This is a genomic window from Streptomyces sp. NPDC102258, from assembly GCF_055584685.1.
The window spans coordinates 21,891-43,704 of record NZ_JBVJLO010000022.1 but is presented as its reverse complement, the minus strand read 5'-3'; the positions used below and the strand labels follow the sequence as shown (position 1 = coordinate 43,704).

General features: G+C 72.1%; 20 protein-coding genes and 1 tRNA gene. 13 read left to right on the top strand and 8 right to left on the bottom strand.

The genetic code is table 11. The features are described from left to right. Positions 1–3 precede the first annotated feature (3 nt). Genes ACZ6ZT_RS29495 through ACZ6ZT_RS29485 form a run of 3 tightly spaced genes read left to right on the top strand, consistent with a single transcriptional unit; the run spans position 4 to position 3,118 of the window. Complete coding sequence (locus ACZ6ZT_RS29495; protein ID WP_469723140.1) at positions 4–897, top strand: VOC family protein; 894 nt, start codon at positions 4–6, stop codon at positions 895–897. After that, positions 885–1,418: a flavin reductase family protein gene (locus ACZ6ZT_RS29490; RefSeq protein ID WP_469723139.1), complete on the top strand. Its 534-nt coding sequence runs from the start codon at positions 885–887 to the stop codon at positions 1,416–1,418. The genes ACZ6ZT_RS29495 and ACZ6ZT_RS29490 overlap by 13 nt, the downstream gene beginning before the upstream one ends. Continuing rightward, positions 1,415–3,118 (top strand): FAD-dependent oxidoreductase, encoded by a 1,704-nt coding sequence (locus tag ACZ6ZT_RS29485; protein ID WP_469723137.1) that lies wholly within the window; start codon positions 1,415–1,417, stop codon positions 3,116–3,118. The genes ACZ6ZT_RS29490 and ACZ6ZT_RS29485 overlap by 4 nt, the downstream gene beginning before the upstream one ends. Here ACZ6ZT_RS29485 and ACZ6ZT_RS29480 read toward each other — a convergent pair. Next, positions 3,097–3,780: an HAD family acid phosphatase gene (locus tag ACZ6ZT_RS29480; protein WP_469723135.1), complete on the bottom strand. Its 684-nt coding sequence runs from the start codon at positions 3,778–3,780 to the stop codon at positions 3,097–3,099. The genes ACZ6ZT_RS29485 and ACZ6ZT_RS29480 overlap by 22 nt on opposite strands. A gap of 200 nt (positions 3,781–3,980) precedes the next feature. Between ACZ6ZT_RS29480 and ACZ6ZT_RS29475 the strand changes: the two genes are divergently transcribed. The 3 genes from ACZ6ZT_RS29475 to ACZ6ZT_RS29465 all read left to right on the top strand — a co-directional run bounded on the left by ACZ6ZT_RS29475 (position 3,981) and on the right by ACZ6ZT_RS29465 (position 6,917). Next, positions 3,981–4,799 (top strand): serine protease, encoded by an 819-nt coding sequence (locus tag ACZ6ZT_RS29475; RefSeq protein ID WP_469723134.1) that lies wholly within the window; start codon positions 3,981–3,983, stop codon positions 4,797–4,799. A 247-nt stretch (positions 4,800–5,046) separates the two neighbouring features. Then, positions 5,047–5,715: a response regulator gene (locus ACZ6ZT_RS29470; protein WP_469723133.1), complete on the top strand. Its 669-nt coding sequence runs from the start codon at positions 5,047–5,049 to the stop codon at positions 5,713–5,715. Continuing rightward, complete coding sequence (locus ACZ6ZT_RS29465) at positions 5,712–6,917, top strand: sensor histidine kinase (RefSeq protein ID WP_469723132.1); 1,206 nt, start codon at positions 5,712–5,714, stop codon at positions 6,915–6,917. Before ACZ6ZT_RS29470 ends, ACZ6ZT_RS29465 begins: the two co-directional genes overlap by 4 nt. 34 nt (positions 6,918–6,951) lie before the next feature. Here ACZ6ZT_RS29465 and ACZ6ZT_RS29460 read toward each other — a convergent pair whose 3' ends face one another. Further along, a complete protein-coding gene (locus tag ACZ6ZT_RS29460) occupies positions 6,952–7,224 on the bottom strand; it encodes a transcriptional regulator (RefSeq protein WP_469723232.1) in 273 nt (90 codons plus the stop codon). A 107-nt stretch (positions 7,225–7,331) separates the two neighbouring features. Then, entirely contained in the window at positions 7,332–7,757 is a 426-nt protein-coding gene (locus ACZ6ZT_RS29455) for a hypothetical protein (RefSeq protein ID WP_469723131.1), read from the bottom strand. A 167-nt stretch (positions 7,758–7,924) separates the two neighbouring features. On the opposite strand from ACZ6ZT_RS29455, the gene ACZ6ZT_RS29450 reads away from it, so the two are divergent. From ACZ6ZT_RS29450 to ACZ6ZT_RS29435, 4 genes are all read left to right on the top strand, one after another. Beyond that, complete coding sequence (locus tag ACZ6ZT_RS29450; protein ID WP_469723130.1) at positions 7,925–8,266, top strand: chorismate mutase; 342 nt, start codon at positions 7,925–7,927, stop codon at positions 8,264–8,266. Positions 8,267–8,355: 89 nt separating this feature from the next. After that, entirely contained in the window at positions 8,356–10,857 is a 2,502-nt protein-coding gene (gene pepN, locus ACZ6ZT_RS29445; protein ID WP_469723128.1) for an aminopeptidase N, read from the top strand. Between the two features lie 375 nt (positions 10,858–11,232). Beyond that, the gene (locus tag ACZ6ZT_RS29440; protein WP_469723127.1) at positions 11,233–12,624 is read left to right on the top strand and encodes a pyridoxal phosphate-dependent decarboxylase family protein; all 1,392 of its coding nucleotides are present in this window, start codon (positions 11,233–11,235) and stop codon (positions 12,622–12,624) included. Continuing rightward, complete coding sequence (locus ACZ6ZT_RS29435) at positions 12,621–14,030, top strand: lysine N(6)-hydroxylase/L-ornithine N(5)-oxygenase family protein (RefSeq protein WP_469723126.1); 1,410 nt, start codon at positions 12,621–12,623, stop codon at positions 14,028–14,030. Before ACZ6ZT_RS29440 ends, ACZ6ZT_RS29435 begins: the two co-directional genes overlap by 4 nt. Positions 14,031–14,039: 9 nt before the next feature. Here ACZ6ZT_RS29435 and ACZ6ZT_RS29430 read toward each other — a convergent pair whose 3' ends face one another. Then, positions 14,040–15,857 carry a bifunctional metallophosphatase/5'-nucleotidase gene (locus ACZ6ZT_RS29430; protein WP_469723124.1) on the bottom strand — a complete coding sequence of 606 codons (1,818 nt, stop codon included), beginning with the start codon at positions 15,855–15,857 and terminating at the stop codon, positions 14,040–14,042. Positions 15,858–15,999: 142 nt separating this feature from the next. Between ACZ6ZT_RS29430 and ACZ6ZT_RS29425 the strand changes: the two genes are divergently transcribed. After that, a complete protein-coding gene (locus ACZ6ZT_RS29425; protein ID WP_469723123.1) occupies positions 16,000–16,725 on the top strand; it encodes an SIMPL domain-containing protein in 726 nt (241 codons plus the stop codon). Positions 16,726–16,882: 157 nt separating this feature from the next. Further along, positions 16,883–18,310, top strand: a complete 1,428-nt coding sequence (gene pyk / locus ACZ6ZT_RS29420; RefSeq protein ID WP_469723121.1) for a pyruvate kinase — start codon at positions 16,883–16,885, stop codon at positions 18,308–18,310. A gap of 87 nt (positions 18,311–18,397) precedes the next feature. Here the strand turns inward: pyk and ACZ6ZT_RS29415 are convergent, their stop codons facing one another. Next, positions 18,398–19,147: a helix-turn-helix domain-containing protein gene (locus tag ACZ6ZT_RS29415; RefSeq protein ID WP_469723119.1), complete on the bottom strand. Its 750-nt coding sequence runs from the start codon at positions 19,145–19,147 to the stop codon at positions 18,398–18,400. Between the two features lie 110 nt (positions 19,148–19,257). Continuing rightward, positions 19,258–19,333: transfer RNA gene (locus ACZ6ZT_RS29410), tRNA-Leu, on the bottom strand. 97 nt (positions 19,334–19,430) lie between these two features. On the opposite strand from ACZ6ZT_RS29410, the gene ACZ6ZT_RS29405 reads away from it, so the two are divergent. Then, positions 19,431–20,084: an ANTAR domain-containing response regulator gene (locus ACZ6ZT_RS29405; RefSeq protein WP_469723118.1), complete on the top strand. Its 654-nt coding sequence runs from the start codon at positions 19,431–19,433 to the stop codon at positions 20,082–20,084. Positions 20,085–20,153: 69 nt separating this feature from the next. Here ACZ6ZT_RS29405 and ACZ6ZT_RS29400 read toward each other — a convergent pair whose 3' ends face one another. After that, complete coding sequence (locus tag ACZ6ZT_RS29400; RefSeq protein ID WP_469723117.1) at positions 20,154–20,870, bottom strand: ABC transporter ATP-binding protein; 717 nt, start codon at positions 20,868–20,870, stop codon at positions 20,154–20,156. After that, on the bottom strand, positions 20,867–21,814 hold the full coding sequence (locus tag ACZ6ZT_RS29395) for an ABC transporter ATP-binding protein (protein ID WP_469723116.1): 948 nt from the start codon (positions 21,812–21,814) through the stop codon (positions 20,867–20,869). The genes ACZ6ZT_RS29400 and ACZ6ZT_RS29395 overlap by 4 nt, the downstream gene beginning before the upstream one ends.

Below are 21,814 nucleotides of genomic sequence, written 5' to 3'. Positions count from 1 at the left end.
GCCATGGACATCCGCGCACTCGGCTACCTGCGCATCGAGACCGCCGACCTGCCCGCCTGGCGCAGCTACGCCCTCGACCTCCTCGGCATGACCGAGGCCCCCGGCAGCACGCCCGAGCGGCTCGACGTACGCATCGACGACCGCGTGCACCGCTTCCAGTTCCTCGCGGGGGAGCGGGACCGGCTGCTCGCCGCCGGGTTCGAGCTGGCGAACGCCCGCGCCCTGGAGGAGGCCGCCGCCGCACTGGAGGCCGCCGGACACCCCGTCAAGGAGGCCGACGCCGCCACCCTCGCCGACCGGCGCGTCCAGGGCCTGATCCACTGCGAGGACCCCAGCGGCAACCCGCTGGAGCTGTACTGGGGCCAGGCCCAGGACCACACCCCGCTCGCCGCCCCCTACGGCAACCGCTTCGTCACCGGCGACCTCGGCCTCGGCCACGTCGTCCTGCCCGCCCCCGAGACGCGGGACACCCTCGCCTTCTACGAGGACCTCCTCGGCTTCCAGCTGCGCGACTCGATGCGGCTGCCCCCGGCCGCCGTCCCCACCGCCGCGCCCGGCGCCGACGTCCACTGGATGCACTTCCTCAGCCCCAACCGCCGCCACCACAGCCTCGGCCTCTACCCGGGCGCGCTGCCGCCCGGCATCGTCCACTTCATGGTCGAGGCGGAACGGCTGGACGACGTCGGCTACTGCCTGGACCGGATGCACCGGGCGGGCGTCCCCATCGCCTCCACCCTCGGCCGGCACTCCAACGACCACATGGTCTCCTTCTACGCCCAGGCCCCCGGCGGCTTCCAGGTCGAGTTCGGCTGGGACGGCCTGCTCGTGGACCCGGCCGCCTGGACCGCCAAGGAGATCACCGCCGACAGCTTCTGGGGCCACCGGTGGAACGGCTGACCGCGCCGGGCGGGGCCGGTGCGGACACCGGTGCGGACGCTGTCGTGGACGGCTTCGCGGACGCCTTCGCCCGGGGCGTCGCCGTCGCCGCGGCCCTCGGCGCCGACGGCCGCCCCGCCGGGCTGGTCTGCGACTCCTTCGCCTCCCTGTCGCTGGAGCCACCGCTGGTCCTGCTGTGCGTGGCCGCCGACGCGGCCGGCTGGCCCGCCGTCCGCGCGGCCGGACGGTTCGCGGTGAGCATCCTCGCCGAGGAGCAACGGGCGGTCTGCGCGGCCCTGGACGCCGACGGCCGCCGTACGGGGAGCGGCGACGCCTTCGCGGGCTTCGGCTGGCAGGCCGGCGAGGGCGGGGCCGTCCGGATCACCGGGGCGCTGGCCACCGCCGACTGCGTCCTCGACTCCGTCCACGAGGCGGGCGACCACCACCTGGTCACCGCCCGGGTCCTCGCGCTGGCCGCCCGCGAGGGCGGATCGCCCCTGCTGTCCTTCCGCAGCGACTACGTCACCGGAGCCTTCGGATGAACCCTGCCCCCGATGCCCACTACGACGTCGTGGTGGCCGGCTCCGGCGCGGCCGGACTGGCCGCCGCGATCACCGCCCGGCTGCGCGGCCTGAGCGTCCTCGTCGTGGAGAAGACCGACAAGTACGGCGGCTCCACCGCCCTGTCCGGCGGCGCGGTCTGGGTCCCCGGCAACTTCCACCTCGACCGGGCCGCCCTCGCCGACACCCCCGCCAAGGCGCGCGCCTACCTCGACGCCACCGTCGGCGACCGGGTCCCGCGCGCCCGCACCGACGCCTACCTGGCCCACGGACCGCGCATGCTGCGGGAGTTCCACGACCGCACCGAGGTCCGCTTCATGTACACCCCCGGCTACCCGGACTACTTCCCCGAGGCGCCGGGCGGGATGGCCCAGGGGCGTTCCGTCGAGCCGCGCATCGTCGACCTGCGGCTGCTGGGGGAGCTGGGCCGCGACATGCGCCGCGCGGGACTGCCCACGTACGGGCTGACGATGACCTCGTACGACTTCCGGTTCCTGAACATGGCCGGCCGGACCTGGGCGGGCCGCCGGGCCTCGGTGCGGGTCGGGCTGCGCGCCCTCGGGGCGCTCGCCGCCGGGCGCAGGCCGCTGTCCCTCGGGGAGGCGCTGATCGCCCGGATGCGGCTCTCGCTGCACCGCCTCGGCGGGGACCTGTGGCTGTCGGCGCCGCTGACCGGGCTGGTCACCGACGGCTCCGGCCGGGTGGACGGCGTACGGGTCCTGCGCGGCGGCCGGGAGGTCACCGTGGCGGCCCGGGGCGGGGTGGTGCTGGCCTCGGGCGGGTTCTCGCACGACCAGGCCCTGCGCGAGAAGCACCTGCCCGCGCCCACCTCCACCGACTGGACGCACGCCTCCCCGGAGCAGACCGGCGACGCGCTGCGGCTGGGGGAGGAACTGGGCGCCGCCACCGACCTGCTCGACCGGGTGTGGGGCGCGCCCTCGCTGTGCCCGCCGGGGGAGCGGCCGTTCTTCCTCGTCGCCGACCGGGGCATACCGGGGATGGTCATCGTCAACGGGGCGGGGGAGCGGTACGCCAATGAGGCGTTGCCCTACCACGCGTTCGTGGACCGGATGTACGCCGCCGACCGGCCGCGGGCCCGTACGGTGCCGTCCTGGCTGGTCCTCGACGCCCGCGCGAAGTCCCGCTACCTCTTCGCGGGCCTGCTGCCCGGGCAGCCGTTCCCGAAGCGATGGCGGGAGAGCGGCTTCCTGCGCCGGGCCGCCACCGTGGAGGAGCTGGCCCGGCAGCTGGACGCCCCCGGCCTGCCCGCGGCCGTCGCCCGCTTCAACGGCTTCGCCGAGCGCGGCCGGGACGAGGACTTCGGCCGGGGCGAGAGCGTCTACGACCGCTACTACGGCGACCCGACGCTGGCCAACCCGAACCTGGCGCCGCTCGCGAAGGGCCCCTTCTACGCGGTCCCCGTGCACCCGGGCGACATCGGCACCAAGGGCGGGCTGGTCACCGACGGGGACGGCCGGGTGCTGCGCGAGGACGCCACCGCCGTGCCGGGCCTGTACGCCTCGGGCAACTGCTCGGCGGCGGTGATGGGCGGGACCTACCCGGGGCCGGGAGCCACCATCGGCCCCGCGATGGCCTTCTCCTGGGCGGCGGTGAACGCCGTCGCGCGGGACCGGGAGGGTCGTGAGGAGAGCGGGGAGGGTCAGGACAGCTTGCCGTCGTAGTCCGGGAGCTTGACGGTGCGCTCGGCGTGGCCGCCGACGAGGTCGCCGTCGTTGTTGCCGATGTTGGCGATGATCGTGTAGCCGCGCGCCTCGATCTCCGCGCGCTTGCCCGTCTTGTACGCGCTGACCTGCGAGAAGAGGTCGGGCAGGTCGCGGACGTAGAGGCCGGTGACCGGGTAGCCGACGGCCTTGAGGTTGTGCTCGGTCAGCGAGTACACGATGCCCGGGCGGGCGGTGACGAAGAAGATCGCGACGCCGCGGTCGGCGGCGTACCGGGTCAGGTCGCGGACCTTGGAGATCGCGGGGGTCGGGAGGGTCCAGAACCAGTGGAAGTCCGTCTCCAGCGAGGAGTTGTCGATGTCGAGGACGATCGCCGGCTTCTCGCCGGGCCGGGCGGTGGCGATCCGCTGCTCGATGGCGGGGCGGGCGGCGTCGATGACGGAGGCCACGTCGCGCTGCCAGGTCGCGTAGTCGATGCCCAGGATGGCCGCGTTGCCGCCGGGGGCGGAGGCGGTGGAGGCGGTGGAGGCGGCGGCGGCCGGGGCGGCGGGCGCCGGGGTGGGAGCGGGGGCGGCCGCGGCGGCGGTGGCGGGGAGCAGCGTCAGGACGGTGGCGGCGACGGCCGCGGCGGCGGCGGTGCGGGCGCGGTGGGCTGCGAGCATGCGGGGGCGCTCCTGAAGGCGGGGGGGGTTGGCATGTACGCGCTCAGCGTCGAGGAGTGCCGCCGCCCTGTCTACCGGCCGGTAGGAAACTTTTCGTGGCCGCCCGATGAATGATCACGGCCGGGGCCGGAAGTTGTCCGAAAACGCCTTCTTGAAGACCGCCGCTTCCGGCATGTGTCATGGACTCGTCATTCCACTCGATGGCGCGCACAGCCCAACCCCCCACGAAAGGCAGTGTGTTGACCGTGGCCACTCTCGGAAGAATCCTCAAGCGCACCCTCGCCGCCGGCGCCGTGGCCCTCGCGGCCGTCAGCCTCCAGCCCACCGGCGCCAGCGCCGCGCCCGCCCCCGTCGTCGGCGGCACCCGCGCCGCGCAGGGCGAGTTCCCGTTCATGGTCCGCCTCTCCATGGGCTGCGGCGGCGCCCTCTACACCCAGCAGATCGTGCTCACCGCCGCCCACTGCGTCGACGGCTCCGGCAACAACACCTCCATCACCGCCACCGGCGGCGTCGTCGACCTCAACAGCGCCAGTGCCGTCAAGGTCAAGTCCACCAAGGTCCTCCAGGCCCCCGGCTACAACGGCAAGGGCCGCGACTGGGCCCTGATCAAGCTCGCCAAGCCCATCAACCAGCCCACCCTGAAGATCGCCGAGACCAAGACCTACGACAACGGCACCTTCACCATCGCCGGCTGGGGCGCCACCCGCGAGGGCGGCGGCCAGCAGCGCTACCTCATGAAGGCCACCGTCCCCTTCGTCTCCGACGCCTCCTGCCAGAGCGCGTACGGCGCCGACCTCGTCCCCGGCGAGGAGATCTGCGCCGGCTTCACCCAGGGCGGCACCGACACCTGCCAGGGCGACTCGGGCGGCCCGATGTTCCGCCGCGACAACGCCAACGCCTGGATCCAGGTCGGCATCGTCAGCTGGGGCGAGGGCTGCGCGCGCGCCGGCTACCCCGGCGTCTACACCGAGGTCTCCACCTTCGCCGCCGACATCAAGGCGGCGGCGGCCGGCCTGTAACCCGGCCGGGCCGCCCGGTGCCGCCCGCGCCTCGTCCTTCCGGCCCCCTCGGTGGCGGCCGGAAGGACGAGGCGCCGCTCCACGGGTCCCCGTAACGTCGAAGGGGCCGCCACGGACCCCGCCCACCGCCGCCCCGCCCCCGGCCCGGCGTGCGGTTGCGGGCCGCGGCGGCCACGGGTCCCATGGGAGGACCCCTCGGGCGGCAGCGGGCGACGGCGGCGGGCGACGGCAGCGGGAGAGGCAGCGCATGGCGATCAGCGTGGTCATCGCGGACGACCAGGAGATGGTGCGGACCGGCTTCCGGATGATCCTCGAAAGCCAGTCCGACATCGAGGTCGTCGCCGACGTCGTCGACGGCGAAGCCGCCCTCGCGGCCGTCGCCACCCACCACCCCGACGTCCTCCTCCTCGACATCCGCATGCCCGGCCTCGACGGCCTGGAGGTCACCCGCCGCCTCTCCGCCCAGGGGGACGGCCCGCGCATCGTCATCGTCACCACCTTCGACCTCGACGAATACGTCCACGCGGCACTCCACGGCGGAGCCTGCGGCTTCCTCCTCAAAGACGCCAGCCCGGCCATGCTGGTCGAAGCCGTCCGCGCCGCCGCCGTCGGCGACTCCCTCGTCTCCCCGGCCATCACCGTGCGCCTGCTGCGCGACATGGTCCCCCGCACCCCCGCCGCCCAGGCGGCCCGGGCCGCGCGCCGCCCCGCCGAACCCCTCACCGAACGCGAACGGGACGTCGTACGCTGCCTCGCCCGCGGGCTGACCAACGCCGAGATCGCCGCCGAGCTGTACGTGTCGCTGTCCACCGTCAAGACGCACCTGGCCAACGTCCAGGCCAAGCTCGACGCCCGCAACCGCGTCGAGATCGCCGCCTGGGCCTGGGAGAGCGGCCTCGCCGCCACCACGGCGTGAGCCCCCTCGCCGCGTGGTCGCGCCGCCACCCCCGCGCCGCCGACGGGATCCGGCTCCTCGTCTGCCTGGTCCTCCTCGCCCTCGTCACCTTCGAGGGCGTCGTCCTGGCCCGCCGGCCCAGCCTCCCGCACGCCGCCGTCTGGATCTCCGGCATCCTCGTCTGCCTCGGCGCCGCCCCCTGGCCCCGCGTCCCCCTCCTCGCCCGCGCCTGGTTCGCCGCCGCCGTCACCTGGACCGCCACCCTGCTGCTGATGTTCGGCAACCACCCCCTCGTCGTCTGGGGCGGCGGGGAGGCCCTCGCCCTGCTCGTCCTGCTCTCCCAGGTCCTGCAGCGCGCCCCCGTCCGCACCGCCGCCGTCCTCGGCTCCCTCCTCGGGCTGGGCTGCATGGCCGTCCCCGTCCGCGACAGCGACCCCGGCCGGTTCACCCTGCTCTTCAGCGTCCTCGCCGTCGTCGTCGCCGCCTACTCCCTGCTGCTGCGCCTCCAGGCCGTCCAGCGCGTGCGCGAGCTGCGCGCCGTACGCACCGCCGAACGCCTGGAGCTCGCCCGTGAGCTCCACGACCTCGTCGCCCACCACGTCACCGGCATCGTCGTCGAGGCCCGGGCCGCCCGCTTCACCCAGGTCACCGCCGAACGCGCCGCCGAGATCTTCGGCCGCATCGAAGCCGCCGGGGACGAGGCCCTGGGCTCCATGCGGCGCCTCGTCGCCATACTCCGCGAGGGCGACCACGCCGGAGCGGCCCACGGCCCCGGCCCTGGCTCCGGCCCCGGCCCCGGCGCCGGCCCCGGGAGCGCCGCCCACGCCCCCGTAGCCGGGCTCGGCGACCTGCGCGGGCTCACCGAACGCTTCTCCGCGACCGGCCCGCCCGTGCTGCTCTCCATCGAGGACGGCCTCGACCAGCGGGTCCCCGGCCACGTCGCCGCCACCGCCCACCGCATCGTCCTCGAAGCCCTCACCAACATCTCCAAACACGCCGCCACCGCCACCGCCGTCCGCATCAGCCTGCGCGGCGTCCCCACCGGCCTCGAAGTACGGATCGCCGACGACGGGGGCCGCCCCGCCCGCCTCTCGGAACAGGCCCGCGGCGGCGGCTACGGCCTCGCCGGGATGACGGAACGCGCCGAAGCCCTCGGCGGCTCCCTCACCGCCGGCCCCGCCCCCGAAGGCGGCTGGCTCGTCACCGCCCTCCTACCCCTGTGACCCGGCCGACCCGACCGGCCCGTTGCCGTCGCCGCTACCCGAGGGCGATCGCCCGGAGCGCGGCCAGGTGGCGCCAGTAGACCTCGCGTCCCTCGGGGGTGAGGGACAGCCAGGTGCGGGAGTGACGCCCGGCCCGCCCCTTGGACACCGCCACCCAGCCCGCCCCCTCCAGGGCGGCGACCTGCTTGGACAGCACCGAGTCGCTGACCTCCACCAGGTCCCGTACGAACGCGAACTCCGCCTTGTCCAGCGGAGCCAGCGCCGCCACCACCGACAGCCGCACCGGAGCGTTGAGCAGCGGCGCCAGATCGTGCCGGGGATGCCCCCAGGCCCGTGACCCGGCCGCCCCGGCGCCCCCCGCCGCCGGGCCGGTGCCCGAACCGTCCGGGTTCCCCGAGCGCGCCCCGCCGTCCGTCACGAGGCCCTCCGCGTCTCCGTCAGGGCCCCCACCGCGGCCGGCAGCGCACACGCCACCGCCGCGGCCACCGCGAAGCCCGCCCGGTCCGCGAACACCGTGGTGCCCAGGCCGACCGCGACCCCGAACAGCACCCCCCAGCCCCCGATCACCAGCCCGTGCTTGAGCCCGAAGCCCCGCCGCACGACCCGCTGCCGCGCCGCGTACCCGCTCAGCCCGGACACCAGCGCCGCGTTGGCCACCGCGAAGGCCACCACAGGGGCCGGGCCGTGCCCGTGGAACGACAGCGCCAGCGGTACGAGCAGCAACTGCCCCGCCGCGAAGACCCACAGGTAGCGCGCGTACCAACCCGACCGCTCCCGCACCGCCCCCTCCAGCCCGGTCACCCGGACCAGGGCCTCCCTCGCCCGTACCGCATCGCTCATGGCCGTTCCCCCGTCTCCTGCGCCACCTCGGGGCGATTCGCCCCTTGCCAGAATGGCTACTACTTTCCACATTGGCAAGTAGATGGCAGGGAGGCGGAGCCGGCACCCCGTCTCACAGGCCGACCGGCAGCGCGAACCCGCGCGAGCGCCACGTATTCTCGGGAACCATGAACACCAGCGACATCGACGAGACCGGCGAGGTCCGCGCGAGCGACGAGAGCGTCACCGCCGAGCTGTCCCGCCTGCGCGACAGCATCGACAACATCGACGCGGCCGTGGTCCACATGCTCGCCGAGCGCTTCAAGTGCACCCAGCAGGTCGGCCACCTCAAGGCCAGGCACCAGCTGCCCCCTGCCGACCCCAGCCGCGAGGCCAGCCAGATCGCCCGCCTGCGCCAGCTCGCCGAGAACGCCAAGCTCGACCCGGCCTTCGCCGAAAAGCTCCTCAACTTCATCATCGCCGAGGTCATCCGCCACCACGAGACCATCGCCGCCGGCGAAGAGCAGTAACCGCACCCCCGACGCCCCGACGAAGCGGGGGCCCCACCTCCGGCCCCCGCCCCCTTCGGCACGGCGCACCCGTCAGGCAGCATGGGCGCATGTCCGCACTGACGCGCAACGAAGCGCAGCTCCGAGCCCGGCTCCTCGACGTCCACGACTACGCCGTCGCCCTCGACCTCACCACCGGCGACGACACCTTCGAGTCCACCACCGTCATCAGGTTCAGCGCCCGCACCCCGGGCGACACCTTCGTGGAACTGAAGCCCGAAGAACTGCGCTCCGCGACGCTCGACGGCCACCCCCTCGACCCCGCCGCCCTCGACGACAACCGCCTCCCGCTCACCGACCTCACCGAAGGCCCCCACGAGCTGCGCGTCGAGGCCCGCATGCGCTACTCCCGCACCGGCGAGGGCCTGCACCGCTTCACCGACCCCGCGGACGGAGAGACGTACGTCTACTCCCAGATGTTCATGGACGACGTCCAGCGCGTCTTCCCCGCCTTCGACCAGCCCGACCTCAAGGCCGTCTTCGCCTTCACCGTCACCGCCCCCGCCCACTGGACCGTCCTCGCCAACGGCATCACCACCCGCACCGGCGACCGCGACAGCGACGGCGCCGGCCTCTGGACCTCCGCCCCCACCCCCCTCATCTCCACCTACCTCGCCGCCCTCGCCGGCGGCCCCTGGCACAGCGTCACCACCGAACACGCCGGCCTGCCCTTCGGCATCCACTGCCGCCGCTCCCTCGCCCCCCACCTCGACGCCGACGCCGAGGAGATCCTCTCCGTCACCACCGCCTGCTTCGACCGCTACCACGAGAAGTTCGCCGAGCCCTACCCCTTCGACTCCTACGACCAGGCCTTCGTCCCCGAGTTCAACGCCGGCGCCATGGAAAACCCCGGCCTCGTCACCTTCCGCGACGAATTCGTCTTCCGCTCCGCCGTCACCGACACCGAACGCCAGACCCGCGCCATGGTCATCGCCCACGAAATGGCCCACATGTGGTTCGGCGACCTCGTCACCCTCGCCTGGTTCGACGACATCTGGCTCAACGAATCCTTCGCCGAATACATGGGCTACCAGACCCTCACCGAAGCCACCCGCTTCACCGACACCTGGACCGAGTTCGGCGTCACCCGCAAATCCTGGGGCTACGACGCCGACCAGCGCCCCTCCACCCACCCCGTCGCCCCCGGCCCCGACGACGTCCCCGACACCGCCTCCGCCCTCCTCAACTTCGACGGCATCTCCTACGCCAAGGGCGCCTCCGCCCTGCGCCAGCTCGTCGCCTGGCTCGGCGAGAAGGACTTCCTCGCCGGCATCAACACCCACTTCGCCCGCCACAAGTTCGCCAACGCCTCCCTCGCCGACTTCGTGGACTCCCTCGCCGCCCACACCGACCGCGACGTCCACAGCTGGGCCGACATCTGGCTGCGCACCACCGGCCCCGACACCCTCACCCCCCACATCGAGGAAAGCCCCGGCGGCTGGACCCTCACCGTCGACCGGAACGGCAGCCGCCCCCACCGCATCACCGCCGGCACCTACACCCGCACCCCCGACGGCCGCCTCGAACGCGCCGAACTCCTCGAACTCGACGTCCCCTCCGACGAGATCCTCTCCGCCTCCGGCCCCCGCCCCGCCCTGCTCCTCCTCAACGACGGCGACCTCACCTACGCCAAGGTCCGCCTCGACGAAACCTCCCTCCACACCGCCCTGCGCGACCTCTCCCGCATCCCCGACCCCCTCAGCCGCACCGTCATCTGGACCTCCCTGCGCGACATGGTCCGCGACGGCGCACTCGAACCCGCCACCTACCTCGCCACCGCCGAGGCCCACCTCCCCGAGGAGAGCGACCTCGCCGTCGTCCAAGGCGTCCTCGCCTTCGCCCGCACCCAGATCGCCGACCACTACACCGCCCCCGAACAGCGCGGCGCCGCCCTCACCACCATCGGCTCCATCGCCCGCGCCCTGCTGCGCCGCACCGAGGACGGCCGCGAACCCGGACTGCGCCTCGCCGCCGTCCGCGCCGCCATCGACAGCGCCACCCAGCCCGACACCATCGCCGCCTGGCTCGCGGACGGCACCGTCGGCGGCAGCCCCGAACTCGACCCCGAACTGCGCTGGCGCATCCTCGGCCGGCTCTCCGTCCTCGGCGCCGTCGACGAAGCCGACATCGACGCCGCCCTCGCCGCCGACCCCAGCGCCACCGGCCGCGAAGGCGCCGCCCGCTGCCGCGCCGCCCTGCCCACCGCCGAGGCCAAGGCCGCAGCCTGGCAGCGCCTCTTCCACGACGACACCCTGTCCAACTACCTCTTCAGCGCCACCGCCCAGGGCTTCTGGAAGCCCGAACAAGCCGACCTCGTACGGGAGTACGTCCCCCGCTACTACCCCGACGCCGTCGCCCTCGCCGCCCGCCGCGGCCCCGCCATCGGCCAGGCCGCCGGCCGCTGGGCCTTCCCGGCCCACGCCGTGGACGAAACGAACCTCCAGGCCGGCCGCGCCTGCCTCGAAACCCCCGGCATCCTGCCCCTCCTGCGCCGCCAGCTCGTCGACCAACTCGACGACCTCGCCCGCGCCCTGCGCGTCCGCAACCCCTGACCCCACCCCGTCGGGCAGCCCCCAACGCTGCCCGACGGCCCACCCCCAGCCAGACCGGCCTCCCCGGCCGGCCACCCCGGCTGCGGCCCGGCTGCCGGCGGGGCGCCTCGGCGCGGTCCCGTTTCCGACGGGGTACCTCGGTCCGGTCCTGTTCCCGGCGGGACGCTCCGGCCCGGCCCCACCGCCCGCGGGACGCCCCGGCCGGCCCCGCCCCGCCCCGCCGCTGGCCGGACGCCGCGGCCCCAGGCGGCCGGAAAGGGAGGGCGGAGACGCCCCGGCGGTTACCCCATTCGGGTTGGATCGTTGTACCGGCCGGGTGTTCCGTACGGCCTCCGCCGGACGGTGCCCCGTACGTGCCGAGCCTCCGGAGGCCCCATGACCGCGCCCACGCCCCCGCAAGCGCCCCCGCTCGCCGGCGGACGCCACGGCGGCGACGCGCTGCGGCCCCTCCTCGACACCGTCCTCACCGCCCTGCGCACCGGCGCCGAGGAACGCGGCGGACCCCTCCCCGCCGGCGGCCCCGACGCCACCGCCGCCCGGGTCGCCGCCGCACTGGGCGACGTACTGCCCGACCACGGCACCGGCGACCACGAAGCCCTCCGCACCCTCACCCACACCCTCGCCGCCGGCGCCGCCGACCCCGCCCACCCCCTGTGCGCCGCCCACCTGCACTGCCCCCCGCTCGCGGTCGCCGCCGCCGCCGACCTCGCCGCCAGCGCCCTCAACCCCTCCCTCGACTCCTGGGACCAGGCCCCCGCCGCCTCCGCCATCGAGGCCCACCTCACCCGCGCCCTCGCCGCCGAGCTCTACGCCACCCCCCGCGCCGACGCCGTCCTCACCACCGGCGGCACCGAAGCCAACCAGCTCGCCCTGCTGCTCGCCCGCGAACGCCACGGCCCCCGCCTGACCGTCCTGCAGGGAGCCAACGCCCACCACTCCATCCCGCGCGCCGCCTGGCTCCTCGGCCTGCCCCCCGCCGTCGCCCTCCCCACCCCCAGCGGCGTCCTCGACCCCGCCACCCTCGCCGAAGCCCTCGCCACCACCCCCGGCCCCGTCCTCGTCACCGCCACCGCGGGCACCACCGACGCCGGCCTCATCGACCCCCTCACCCCCCTCGCCGACCTCTGCGACCGGCACGGCGCCGACCTCCACATCGACGCCGCCTACGGCGGCACCCTCGCCCTCAGCCCCCGCCACCGCCACCGGCTCGACGGCCTCACCCGCGCCCGCTCCCTCACCCTCGACCTGCACAAACTCGGCTGGCAGCCCGTCGCCGCCGGCCTCCTCGCCGTCCCCGACAGCCGCCTCCTGGCCCCCCTCGGCCACCAGGCCGACTACCTCAACGCCGCCGACGACACCGAAGCCGGCCTCCCCGACCTCCTCGGCCGCTCCCTGCGCACCACCCGCCGCCCCGACGCCTTCAAGATCGCCGTCACCCTGCGCTCACTCGGCCGCGACGGCCTCGCCCACCTCATCGACCTCACCCACGCCGCAGCCCACCGGCTCGCCGCACTCCTCGACGCCCACCCCGGCTTCGAACTCCACGCGCACCCCACCCTCACCACGGTCCTCTTCCGACCCACCCCCACGGACGACGACCACCTCGCCACCCTGCGCCGCACCCTCCTCCACGACGGCACCGCCGTCCTCGGCCGCGCCACCGCCGACGGCCGCCTCTGGCTCAAAGCCACCCTGCTCAACCCGCACACCACCGCGCAGGACCTCGACACCCTCGTCGCCCTCCTGGAAGGCAGAACCCCCCGATGACCGCCCAGCTCGAAACACCCCACGACCTCGTCGGAATCGGCATCGGCCCCTTCAACCTCTCCCTCGCCGCCCTCGCCCACGGCCTCCCCCAACAAGGCGTCAACCCCCTCGCCACCGCCTTCTACGACCAGCGCCGCGACTTCCGCTGGCACCCCGGCCTCCTCATCGACGGCGCCACCCTCCAAGTCCCCTTCCTCGCCGACCTCGTCACCCTCGCCGACCCCGCCAGCCCCTGGACCTTCCTCAACTACCTCAAACACAAGGAACGGCTCTTCCCCTTCTACTTCGCCGAGCAGTTCCACATCCAACGCGCCGAATACGACGCCTACTGCCGCTGGGTCGCCGGCCGCCTCCCCGGACTCCACTTCGGCCACCAGGTCGACGCCGTCCGCTGGAACCCCGAACGCGACCTCTTCGAAGTCGACTTCACCCAACTCGACCCCGACGGCGAAGCCGAAGCCCTCGGCCGCACCCACACCCGCAACCTCGTCCTCGGCATCGGCACCACCCCCTACATCCCCGAACCCCTGCGCCCCCTCGCCGACGCCCCCACCGTCCCCGTCATCCACTCCGCCGACTACCTCGACAACCGCCAACGCATCCTCGGCGCCGACCACGTCACCGTCATCGGATCAGGCCAGTCCGGCGCCGAAATCTTCCTCGACCTGCTGCGCACCCGCCCCCACGGCCACGAACGCCTCACCTGGCTCGCCCGCACCCCCTCCTTCGCCCCCATGGAGTACTCCAAACTCGGCCTCGAACACTTCACCCCCGACTACACCCGCTACTTCCACGCCCTCCCCGAACCCGTCCGCGACCACCTCATCCCCGCCCAATGGCAACTCCACAAGGGCATCGACGCCGCCACCATCGCCGCCATCCACGACGAGCTCTACCGCCGCACCCTCCACGGCGGCTGGCCCGACGCCGTCCTCACCCCCGGCGTCAGCGTCCGCACCGCCGGCCGCGTCGCCACCACCAAGGTCGAACTCCACCTCGAACACACCCAGCAGGGCACCCGCTCCCGCCTCACCACCGACGCCGTCGTCCTCGCCACCGGCTACGAGGAACGCCCCCTCACCAGCCTCCTCGCCGGCCTCGACCCCTACCTGCGCAAGGACTCCTCCGGCCGCCCCCGCATCGACGACCGCCACCGCATGATCCTGGACCCCTCCGTCACCGGAACCGTCTTCGTCCAGAACGGCGAACGCCACACCCACGGCGTCGGTGCCCCCGACCTCGGCCTCGCCGCCTGGCGCAGCGCCGCCATCCTCAACACCCTTACCGACAAAGAGCCCTACCCCCAGCCCCGCCGCACCGCCTTCACCACCTTCGGCCTCGAACAGCGGGAGCACACCCGCCCGCACCCCGCGGGCGAGCTGCTCCCCCTCGTCGAACACCCATAAGGCGCAGGACTAGAACACCGGCACACCCGCCCGCGTCAGCCGCCAGTCCACCGACGCGAACGTCGACGCGTCCACCGCCCCCTTCGCCTTCACCCACTGGATGATCGTGTTACGGATCTCCTCCGAATTCGCCCACAGCTGCCTGGCCTGCGGAACATGCGGGAAGTTCCCGCCCCCCGAGGCCCGGTAGTTGTTCACCGCGAACACGAACCGCGCCGCCGGATCCACCGGCTTCCCCGCGAACGACAACCCCGAGATCCGCGACCCCACCGGCCGCGACACGTCGATGTCGTACGTCAGCCCGTACACCGCGTCGTAGTTGTAGTCCGGAATGCCCTCCGCGTTCGTCAGCTTCGCCGGATCCACCGGCGCGTCCACCGCCGTCCGCACGTAGTACCGCGCCGAGAACTCCAGGTAGTCCTTCAGCTGCGCACCCGTGAGCAGCCGCGCCTCCAGCGTGTTCTCGAACGGGTACAGCCCCGCCGCGTCCTTGATCGTGATCTGCCCCGCCGGAATCGACGCCGTCCGCGAGAAACACGACGCCTGCGACAGCACCGGCAGCGCCGCCCACTCCGAACCGGCCAGCGCCGCCTTCACCGTCTCCGCCTGCACATGGTTGATCAGGTCGATCACCGGCACGTCCTTCACCGGCCCGTCCGCCGAGGACATCGCCTGCGCCGACGTACCGATCACCTGGTTGACGTACGCGACCACCTTGCGGTGCTCGTCCGACAGCAGCCGCACGATCTTCTCGTCCTCGGCCGCCGTGTTCGAGTTCAGCACCCGCGCCGCGACCTTCGCCACCGACCAGCGGCCCTTGTCCCACACCAGCTCGAAATCGAACAGCGTCAGCCGCTGCCCCCACTTCAACGGCTCCGACAGCACCACGTCCTTGCCGGTCGCCTTGTTCCGCACCCGGTACTCCGGGATCTCCGTGTGCGCGTGACCCACCAGGACCGCGTCGATCCCCGCCACCTGCTCCGCCACCAGCGCGGCCGCGTTCTCGACGTACGGCAGCTGGTCCCCGTAGCTCGACGTACCGCTGGACCCCGAATGCGCCGACACGATCACCACGTCCGCACCCATCGAGCGCAGCTTCGGCACGTACTTCGCCGCCTGCTCCTCCAGCCCCGGGAACGTCATCTTCCCCTGCACGTTCGCCTTGTCCCAGATCGCGATCCCCGGGTTCGTCAGCCCCAGCACCGCCACCTTCACGTCCCGCCCGTGCGGCGTGCGCAGCCGGTGCATGCTGTATGGCGGGAACGCCGGCCGCAGCGTCTTCGCGTCCAGCGCGTTCGCCCCCAGCAGCGGGAAGTCACACTGCTCCTCGAACTTGCGCAGCACCGGGATCCCGTAATTGAACTCGTGGTTCCCCAGCGCCGCCGCGTCATAGCCGATCGCGTTCATCGCCTGCGCCATCGGATGCACCGGACCGCGCCGCGCGGTGATCGGATCCACCTTCGCGTAGTAGTACGAGAGCTGCGTGCCCTGGATCGTGTCACCGGCGTCGATCAGCAGCGTGTTGCACCGGCCCCGGTCCGCCCGCACCTGCTCCACCAGCGTCGAGATCTTCGCCAGGCCGACATCGTTGTGCGCCTTGTCGTCGAACTCCTTGTCCGTGAAGTAATCCCAGTTGAAGACGTTGCCGTGCAGATCGGTCGTCCCCATCACGGTGAACGCGTACGTACGCGGCCCCTTCGCGGCCCCCAGCGAACCGGCCTGCGGGCCCTCCTGCGCGGCGGCCGGGGTGCTCGTGGCCCCCGCCAGCGCCACCGCCGCACCCGTCGCGGCCGAGGCCCCCATGAACTTCCTACGGTCGAACGCCATGCCATCTCCCCTTGTGAGGCGTGTGTTTCGAGGCGTGAACAACGCGCGTAGATTCTGACCCACCGGTAACAAAGCGCAACACCCCCACCAGGTTTCGATCCGATGACCACACCCGTACGAGCGACAGTGCGACAGTGAAACCATGACCGACGAAGCCATCAGCAACAGCCGGGACGCCGCACACCTGCCCTACGGAACCCCCGAAACCCCGCGCGTCGCCGTCCGCGGCGAAGCCCGCCTCGAAGTCGACCCCGAGATCGCCCGCATCGGCATCACCGTCAGCGCCCGCGGCACCGACCGCCGCGCCGCCCTCGAAGACCTCACCCGCCGCAACAACGCCGTCCTCGACCTCGTCAAGAGCTACGGCGAACCCGTCGAGAAACTCGAAACCGGCGCCTTCTCCATCACCCCCGAACTCACCCGCCACGGCCGCGCCGAACGCGTCCGCGCCTACCACGGCCGCGTCCACATCACCGCCGAACTCAACGACTTCACCACCCTCGGCGAACTCACCACCCGCCTCGCCGACCTCGAACTCACCCAGGTCGACGGCCCCTGGTGGGCCCTGCGCCCCACCTCGCCCGCCCACGGCGAAGCCCGCCGCCAGGCCGTCCTCGAAGCCGTCCAGCGCGCCCGCGAATACGCCCAGGCCCTCGGCGCCGAACTCGCCGCCCTGGTCGAGCTCGCCGACCTCGGCGCCGAGAACGGCGCCCCCCTCGGCCGGCCCGGCGGGGGCGGCATGCGCACCATGGCCTTCGCCGCCGACGCCGAGGATTCCGTCGCCCCGCCCCTCGACCTCGAACCCCAGCGGCAGACCGTCTACGCCCAGGTCAACGCCCGCTTCACGATGACCCCGCCGCAGCTCTGAAACCCGTACAAAACGCCGAACCGGTGCCCCTGTCGGGGTGCTCATCAGAGCACCCCGATGCACATTCAATAAATGTCAACAACCTTTTGCCTAACGGTTGTTGAGTGGACACCCGGAACCAATTTCCTACTGCCTGGTAGGGGCATACGCTCGACCCATGCGCCGAGCGAAAATCGTATGTACCCTGGGCCCCGCCACCGACTCATACGACCAGATCAAAGCCCTGGTCGAAGCCGGAATGGACATCGCCCGCCTCAACCTCAGCCACGGCACCTACGCCGAACACGAGGAGCGCTACCAGCGCGTACGCAAGGCCTCCGACGAGACCGGCCGCAGCGTCGGCATCCTCGCCGACCTTCAAGGCCCGAAGATCCGACTCGGCCGCTTCCACGAAGGCCCCGTACTCCTTGAACGCGGCGACGACTTCACCATCACCGTCGAAGACCACGAAGGTGACCGCCACACCTGCGGCACCACCTACAAGGGCCTCGCCGCCGACGTCACCACCGGCGAACGCATCCTCGTCGACGACGGCCGCGTCACCCTCGAAGTCACCGCCGTCGAAGGGCCCCGCGTCCACACCCGCGTCATCGAAGGCGGCATGGTCAGCGACCACAAGGGACTCAACCTCCCCGGCGTCGCCGTCTCCGTCCCCGCCCTCTCCGAAAAAGACATCGACGACCTCCGCTGGGCCCTGCGCACCGGCGCCGACGTCATCGCCCTCTCCTTCGTCCGCAGCGGCCACGACATCGAAGACGTCCACCGCATCATGGACGAAGAAGGCCGACGCCTCCCCGTCATCGCGAAGATCGAAAAGCCCCAGGCCGTCGACAACATCGACGACATCGTCGCCGCCTTCGACGGCATCATGGTCGCCCGCGGCGACCTCGGCGTCGAAATGCCCCTCGAACACGTCCCCATCGTCCAAAAGCGCGCCGTCAAACTCGCCAAACGCAACGCCAAGCCGGTCATCGTCGCCACCCAGATGCTCGACTCGATGATCGACAACTCCCGCCCCACCCGCGCCGAAGCCTCCGACGTCGCCAACGCCGTCATCGACGGCACCGACGCCGTCATGCTCTCCGGCGAAACCAGCGTCGGCAAATACCCCGTCGAAACCGTCCGCACCATGGCCCGCATCGTCGAAGCCGCCGAAGAAGACATCCTCGCCAAGGGCCTCCCGCCCCTCACCGACCGCAACAAACCCCGCACCCAGGGCGGAGCCGTCGCCCGCGCCGCCGCCGAAATGGGCGACTTCCTCGGCGCGAAATTCCTCGTCGCCTTCACCCAGAGCGGAGACACCGTCCGCCGGCTCTCCCGCTACCGCTCACCCATCCCCCTGCTCGCCTTCACCCCCGACGAGGCCACCCGCTCCCAGCTCAACCTCACCTGGGGCGTCGAAACCTTCCTCGGCCCCCACGTCGACTCCACCGACGCCATGGTCGCCCAGGTCGAGGAAGAACTCCTGCGCATCGGACGCTGCGTCCCCGGCGACGTCGTCGTGATCACCGCCGGCTCACCGCCCGGCGTCAGCGGCAAGACCAACCTCGTCCGCATCCACCACATCGGCGACGCGGTCCGCTAGCCCCACCCCCCCCGCAGCGCAGGCCCGGTGACACCCCCCACCCCCGGGGTGTCACCAGCCGAAACGCCGGCCCACCGCGTGGCAGCCCTAGTACTTGGCCCCGACGTGCAGATCCATGAGCGCGACGCACGCTTTCCGGGCGACGGAAACGTTGTACGGATCGGCCCCCCGCGCGAGCACGGTCCACCGCACCCCGACCTTGGTGAGGGTGTCGGTACACAGCTTCCGGATGTCGTCGGACTTGTTGGTGAAGAAGTAGCGGGGGTACTCGTACCGCTTGCCGTTCCGCACGGTCCAGTTGATGCTCCGGCACCCGTCGGAGTGGATCAGTCCCCGGATGAACGCCCACGGGTGCGCATCGACGATGTCCTGCTGCCACGGTTCGAGGACGATCCGCCGATCGTGTTTCCGGCCGGGCCCGTGTTGCGGGAACATGCACGTCCAGTGCCGCCCGTAGCTGGTCACGGCCACGCAGCCCTGCTTCTGCAGCAGGTGGACCCTTTCATCGGGCCGTACAGCCTTGATCGCCGCGCGGCACAGTTCGATGAGTCCCGGCCACGCGTCGGCGCAGGCGATCCGGAGATGGTGTCCTCCGCGCGGATGCGGGCTGATGCAGCCATCACCGAGATAGAGGCCGAGCAAGTACGCGTATGACGCCTCGTCCGTGGGCGCCGTGCAGGGCAGCGCGTGGGGGAGAAGGCGCGGAAGGGGCTCTACACGCGATGTCCACGCCCGGATGGCGGCGCGGGATATCCCGGTTTCTTTGCTGACGGAGTTCAGGCTGCGCCCGTCGGCGAGCAGGTCCAGCGCGTGTGCGCGAGTGTTCAAGTCGTACATGTGGCCGACGCTGCCGCGCGGGATTCGATCACGTGGCGTATTTCGCTCGGCTTCCCCGAAACGAGTGAAGGTCACGCGATTCTCGCGTGACCTTGGAAATGAAGGAAAAGTGCCCCGGGTCGGACTCGAACCGACACTGTGTGGGTTTTGAATCCACTGCCTGCTGCCAAATTGGGCTACCGGGGCTTATGGATCGAAGGTTGAGGTCGACCCGCTGCGAGTACACCTTACCGCAGCTAGGTAGGCTCAGGGGAGCAGTAGTGCCCCGTATCAAGGAGCCCCCGTGACCGCCGAGCATGAGTCGACGCCCACGCCCGACGCCGACCAGTCGCACGTTCCGCCGCTGACGACCCGGGTCGTCATCGCCGAGGACGAGGCGCTCATCCGTCTGGATCTGAAAGAGATGCTGGAGGAGGAGGGGTACTCCGTCGTCGGGGAGGCCGGGGACGGGCAGAGGGCCGTCGAGCTGGCTCGGGAGCACCGGCCCGACCTGGTGATCCTGGATGTGAAGATGCCCGTCCTGGACGGGATCTCCGCCGCCGAGAAGATCGCGGAGGAGTCCATCGCCCCCGTCCTGATGCTGACCGCGTTCTCGCAGCGCGACCTCGTCGAGCGGGCCCGGGACGCCGGGGCCATGGCGTACCTGGTGAAGCCGTTCAGCAAGAGCGACGTCGTCCCGGCCATCGAGATGGCCGTGTCCCGCTTCGCGGAGCTGAAGGCGCTGGAGAAGGAGGTCGCGGACCTTTCCGCGCGTCTGGAGACCCGCAAGCTGGTGGACCGTGCCAAGAGCATCCTGCAGACCCAGTACGGGCTGACCGAGCCGGCTGCCTTCCGGTGGATCCAGAAGACCTCCATGGACCGCCGCATGTCGATGCAGCAGGTCGCCGAGGCGGTCATTGAGGACGCCGAGGAGAAGAAGCAGAGCGCCGGGAAGTAGCGGTACGCGAGAAGCGTGAGGCCCGTCCCCCAGGGGGACGGGCCTCACGCGTGAGCGGGGTGGCGGGGGCTAGTCCTCGCCGAGGTAGGCCTTGCGGACGTCCTCGTTGACGAGGAGTTCGCGGCCCGGGCCCGACAGGACGATCTTGCCGATCTCCATGACGTGGCCCTGGTCGGCGAGCGACAGCGCGGCCTGGGCGTTCTGCTCGACCAGCAGGATCGTGGTCCCGGCCGCCTTGAGCTCGGCGATCGTCGCCATGATCTTCTGCATCATGAGGGGGGAGAGGCCCATGGAGGGCTCGTCCAGCATGAGCAGCTTCGGGCGGCACATGAGCGCGCGGCCCATGGCGAGCATCTGCTGCTCGCCGCCCGAGAGGGTGCCGGCGGCCTGCTTGCGGCGTTCGCCCAGGATCGGGAAGAGCTCGTAGGCGCGCTCGACGTCCTGCTGAATGGCGGCCTTGTCGTTCTGGAGGTAGGCGCCGAGGAGCAGGTTGTCCTCGATGGTCATGCGCGGGAAGATGTGCCGCCCCTCGGGGGAGTGGGCGAGCCCGAGCGCGACGATGTCGTGTGCCTGGACCTTCTTGAGCGATTTGCCCTCGAACTTCACCTGGCCTCCGGCCGGCTTGATGAGGCCGGAGAGGGTGCGCAGGGTGGTGGTCTTGCCGGCGCCGTTGGTGCCGATGAGGGTGACGATCTGGCCGGCTTCGACGGTGAAGGAGATGCCCTTGACGGCTTCGATCTTGCCGTAGGCGACGCGGAGGTCTTCGACCTCGAGGAGGGCGGTCACTTGGCTTCTCCGTCCGTGCTGGTGGTGCTGTGCGCCTCCGCGGCCTCGGCTTCCGTGGCTTCGGCTTCCGCTGCCCCGGCTTCCGCTGCCCCGGCTTCCGCGGCTGCGGCTTCCGCGGCTTCGACTTCCGCGGCTTCGTCGGCGCCGGGGGCGCCTTCGAAGGGTTCGCCGAGGTAGGCGGCGATGACGCGTTCGTCGCTCTGGACTTCGGTGGCGGTGCCTTCGATGAGCTTCTCGCCCTGGACGAGGCAGGCGACGCGGTCGCAGAGGTTGAAGATGAAGCGCATGTCGTGCTCGATGACGAGGACGGCGATGCCCTGGTCGCGGATCGCGAAGATGAGTTCTTCGGCGGCGCGGGTTTCCTGGGGGTTCATGCCGGCGGTGGGCTCGTCGAGGAGGATGAGGCCGGGGTCGCTGGCGAGGGCGCGGGCGATTTCCAGCTTGCGCTGTTCGCCGTAGGGGAGGTTGCGCGCGAGGTGGTCGGCCTTGTGGGCGAGGCCGATGAAGTCCAGGAGTTCCATGGCGCGGGTGCGGCTGGCTTCTTCGGCGCGGCCGAAGCTGGGCAGGCGCAGGAGGGCGGACCAGAGGCCTTCCTTGGTGCGGGTGTGGCGTCCGACGAGGACGTTTTCCAGGACCGTCATGTTGTTGAAGAGACGGATGTTCTGGAAGGTGCGGGCGATGCCGGCCGCAGTGACCTTGTAGGACTTGGGGGGCAGGACCGTGCCCTTGTACCGGACTTCGCCCTCGGTGGGGATGTAGAGGCCGGTGAGGCAGTTGAAGAAGGTGGTCTTGCCGGCGCCGTTGGGGCCGATGAGGCCGACGATCTCGCCGCTGCGGACGGTGAGGTCGACGTTCTTGACGGCGGTGAGGCCACCGAAGCGCATCGTGACGCCGCGGGCGTCGAGGACCGTCTCGGTGACCGTCTCGGTCGTGGTGGTGGTCAT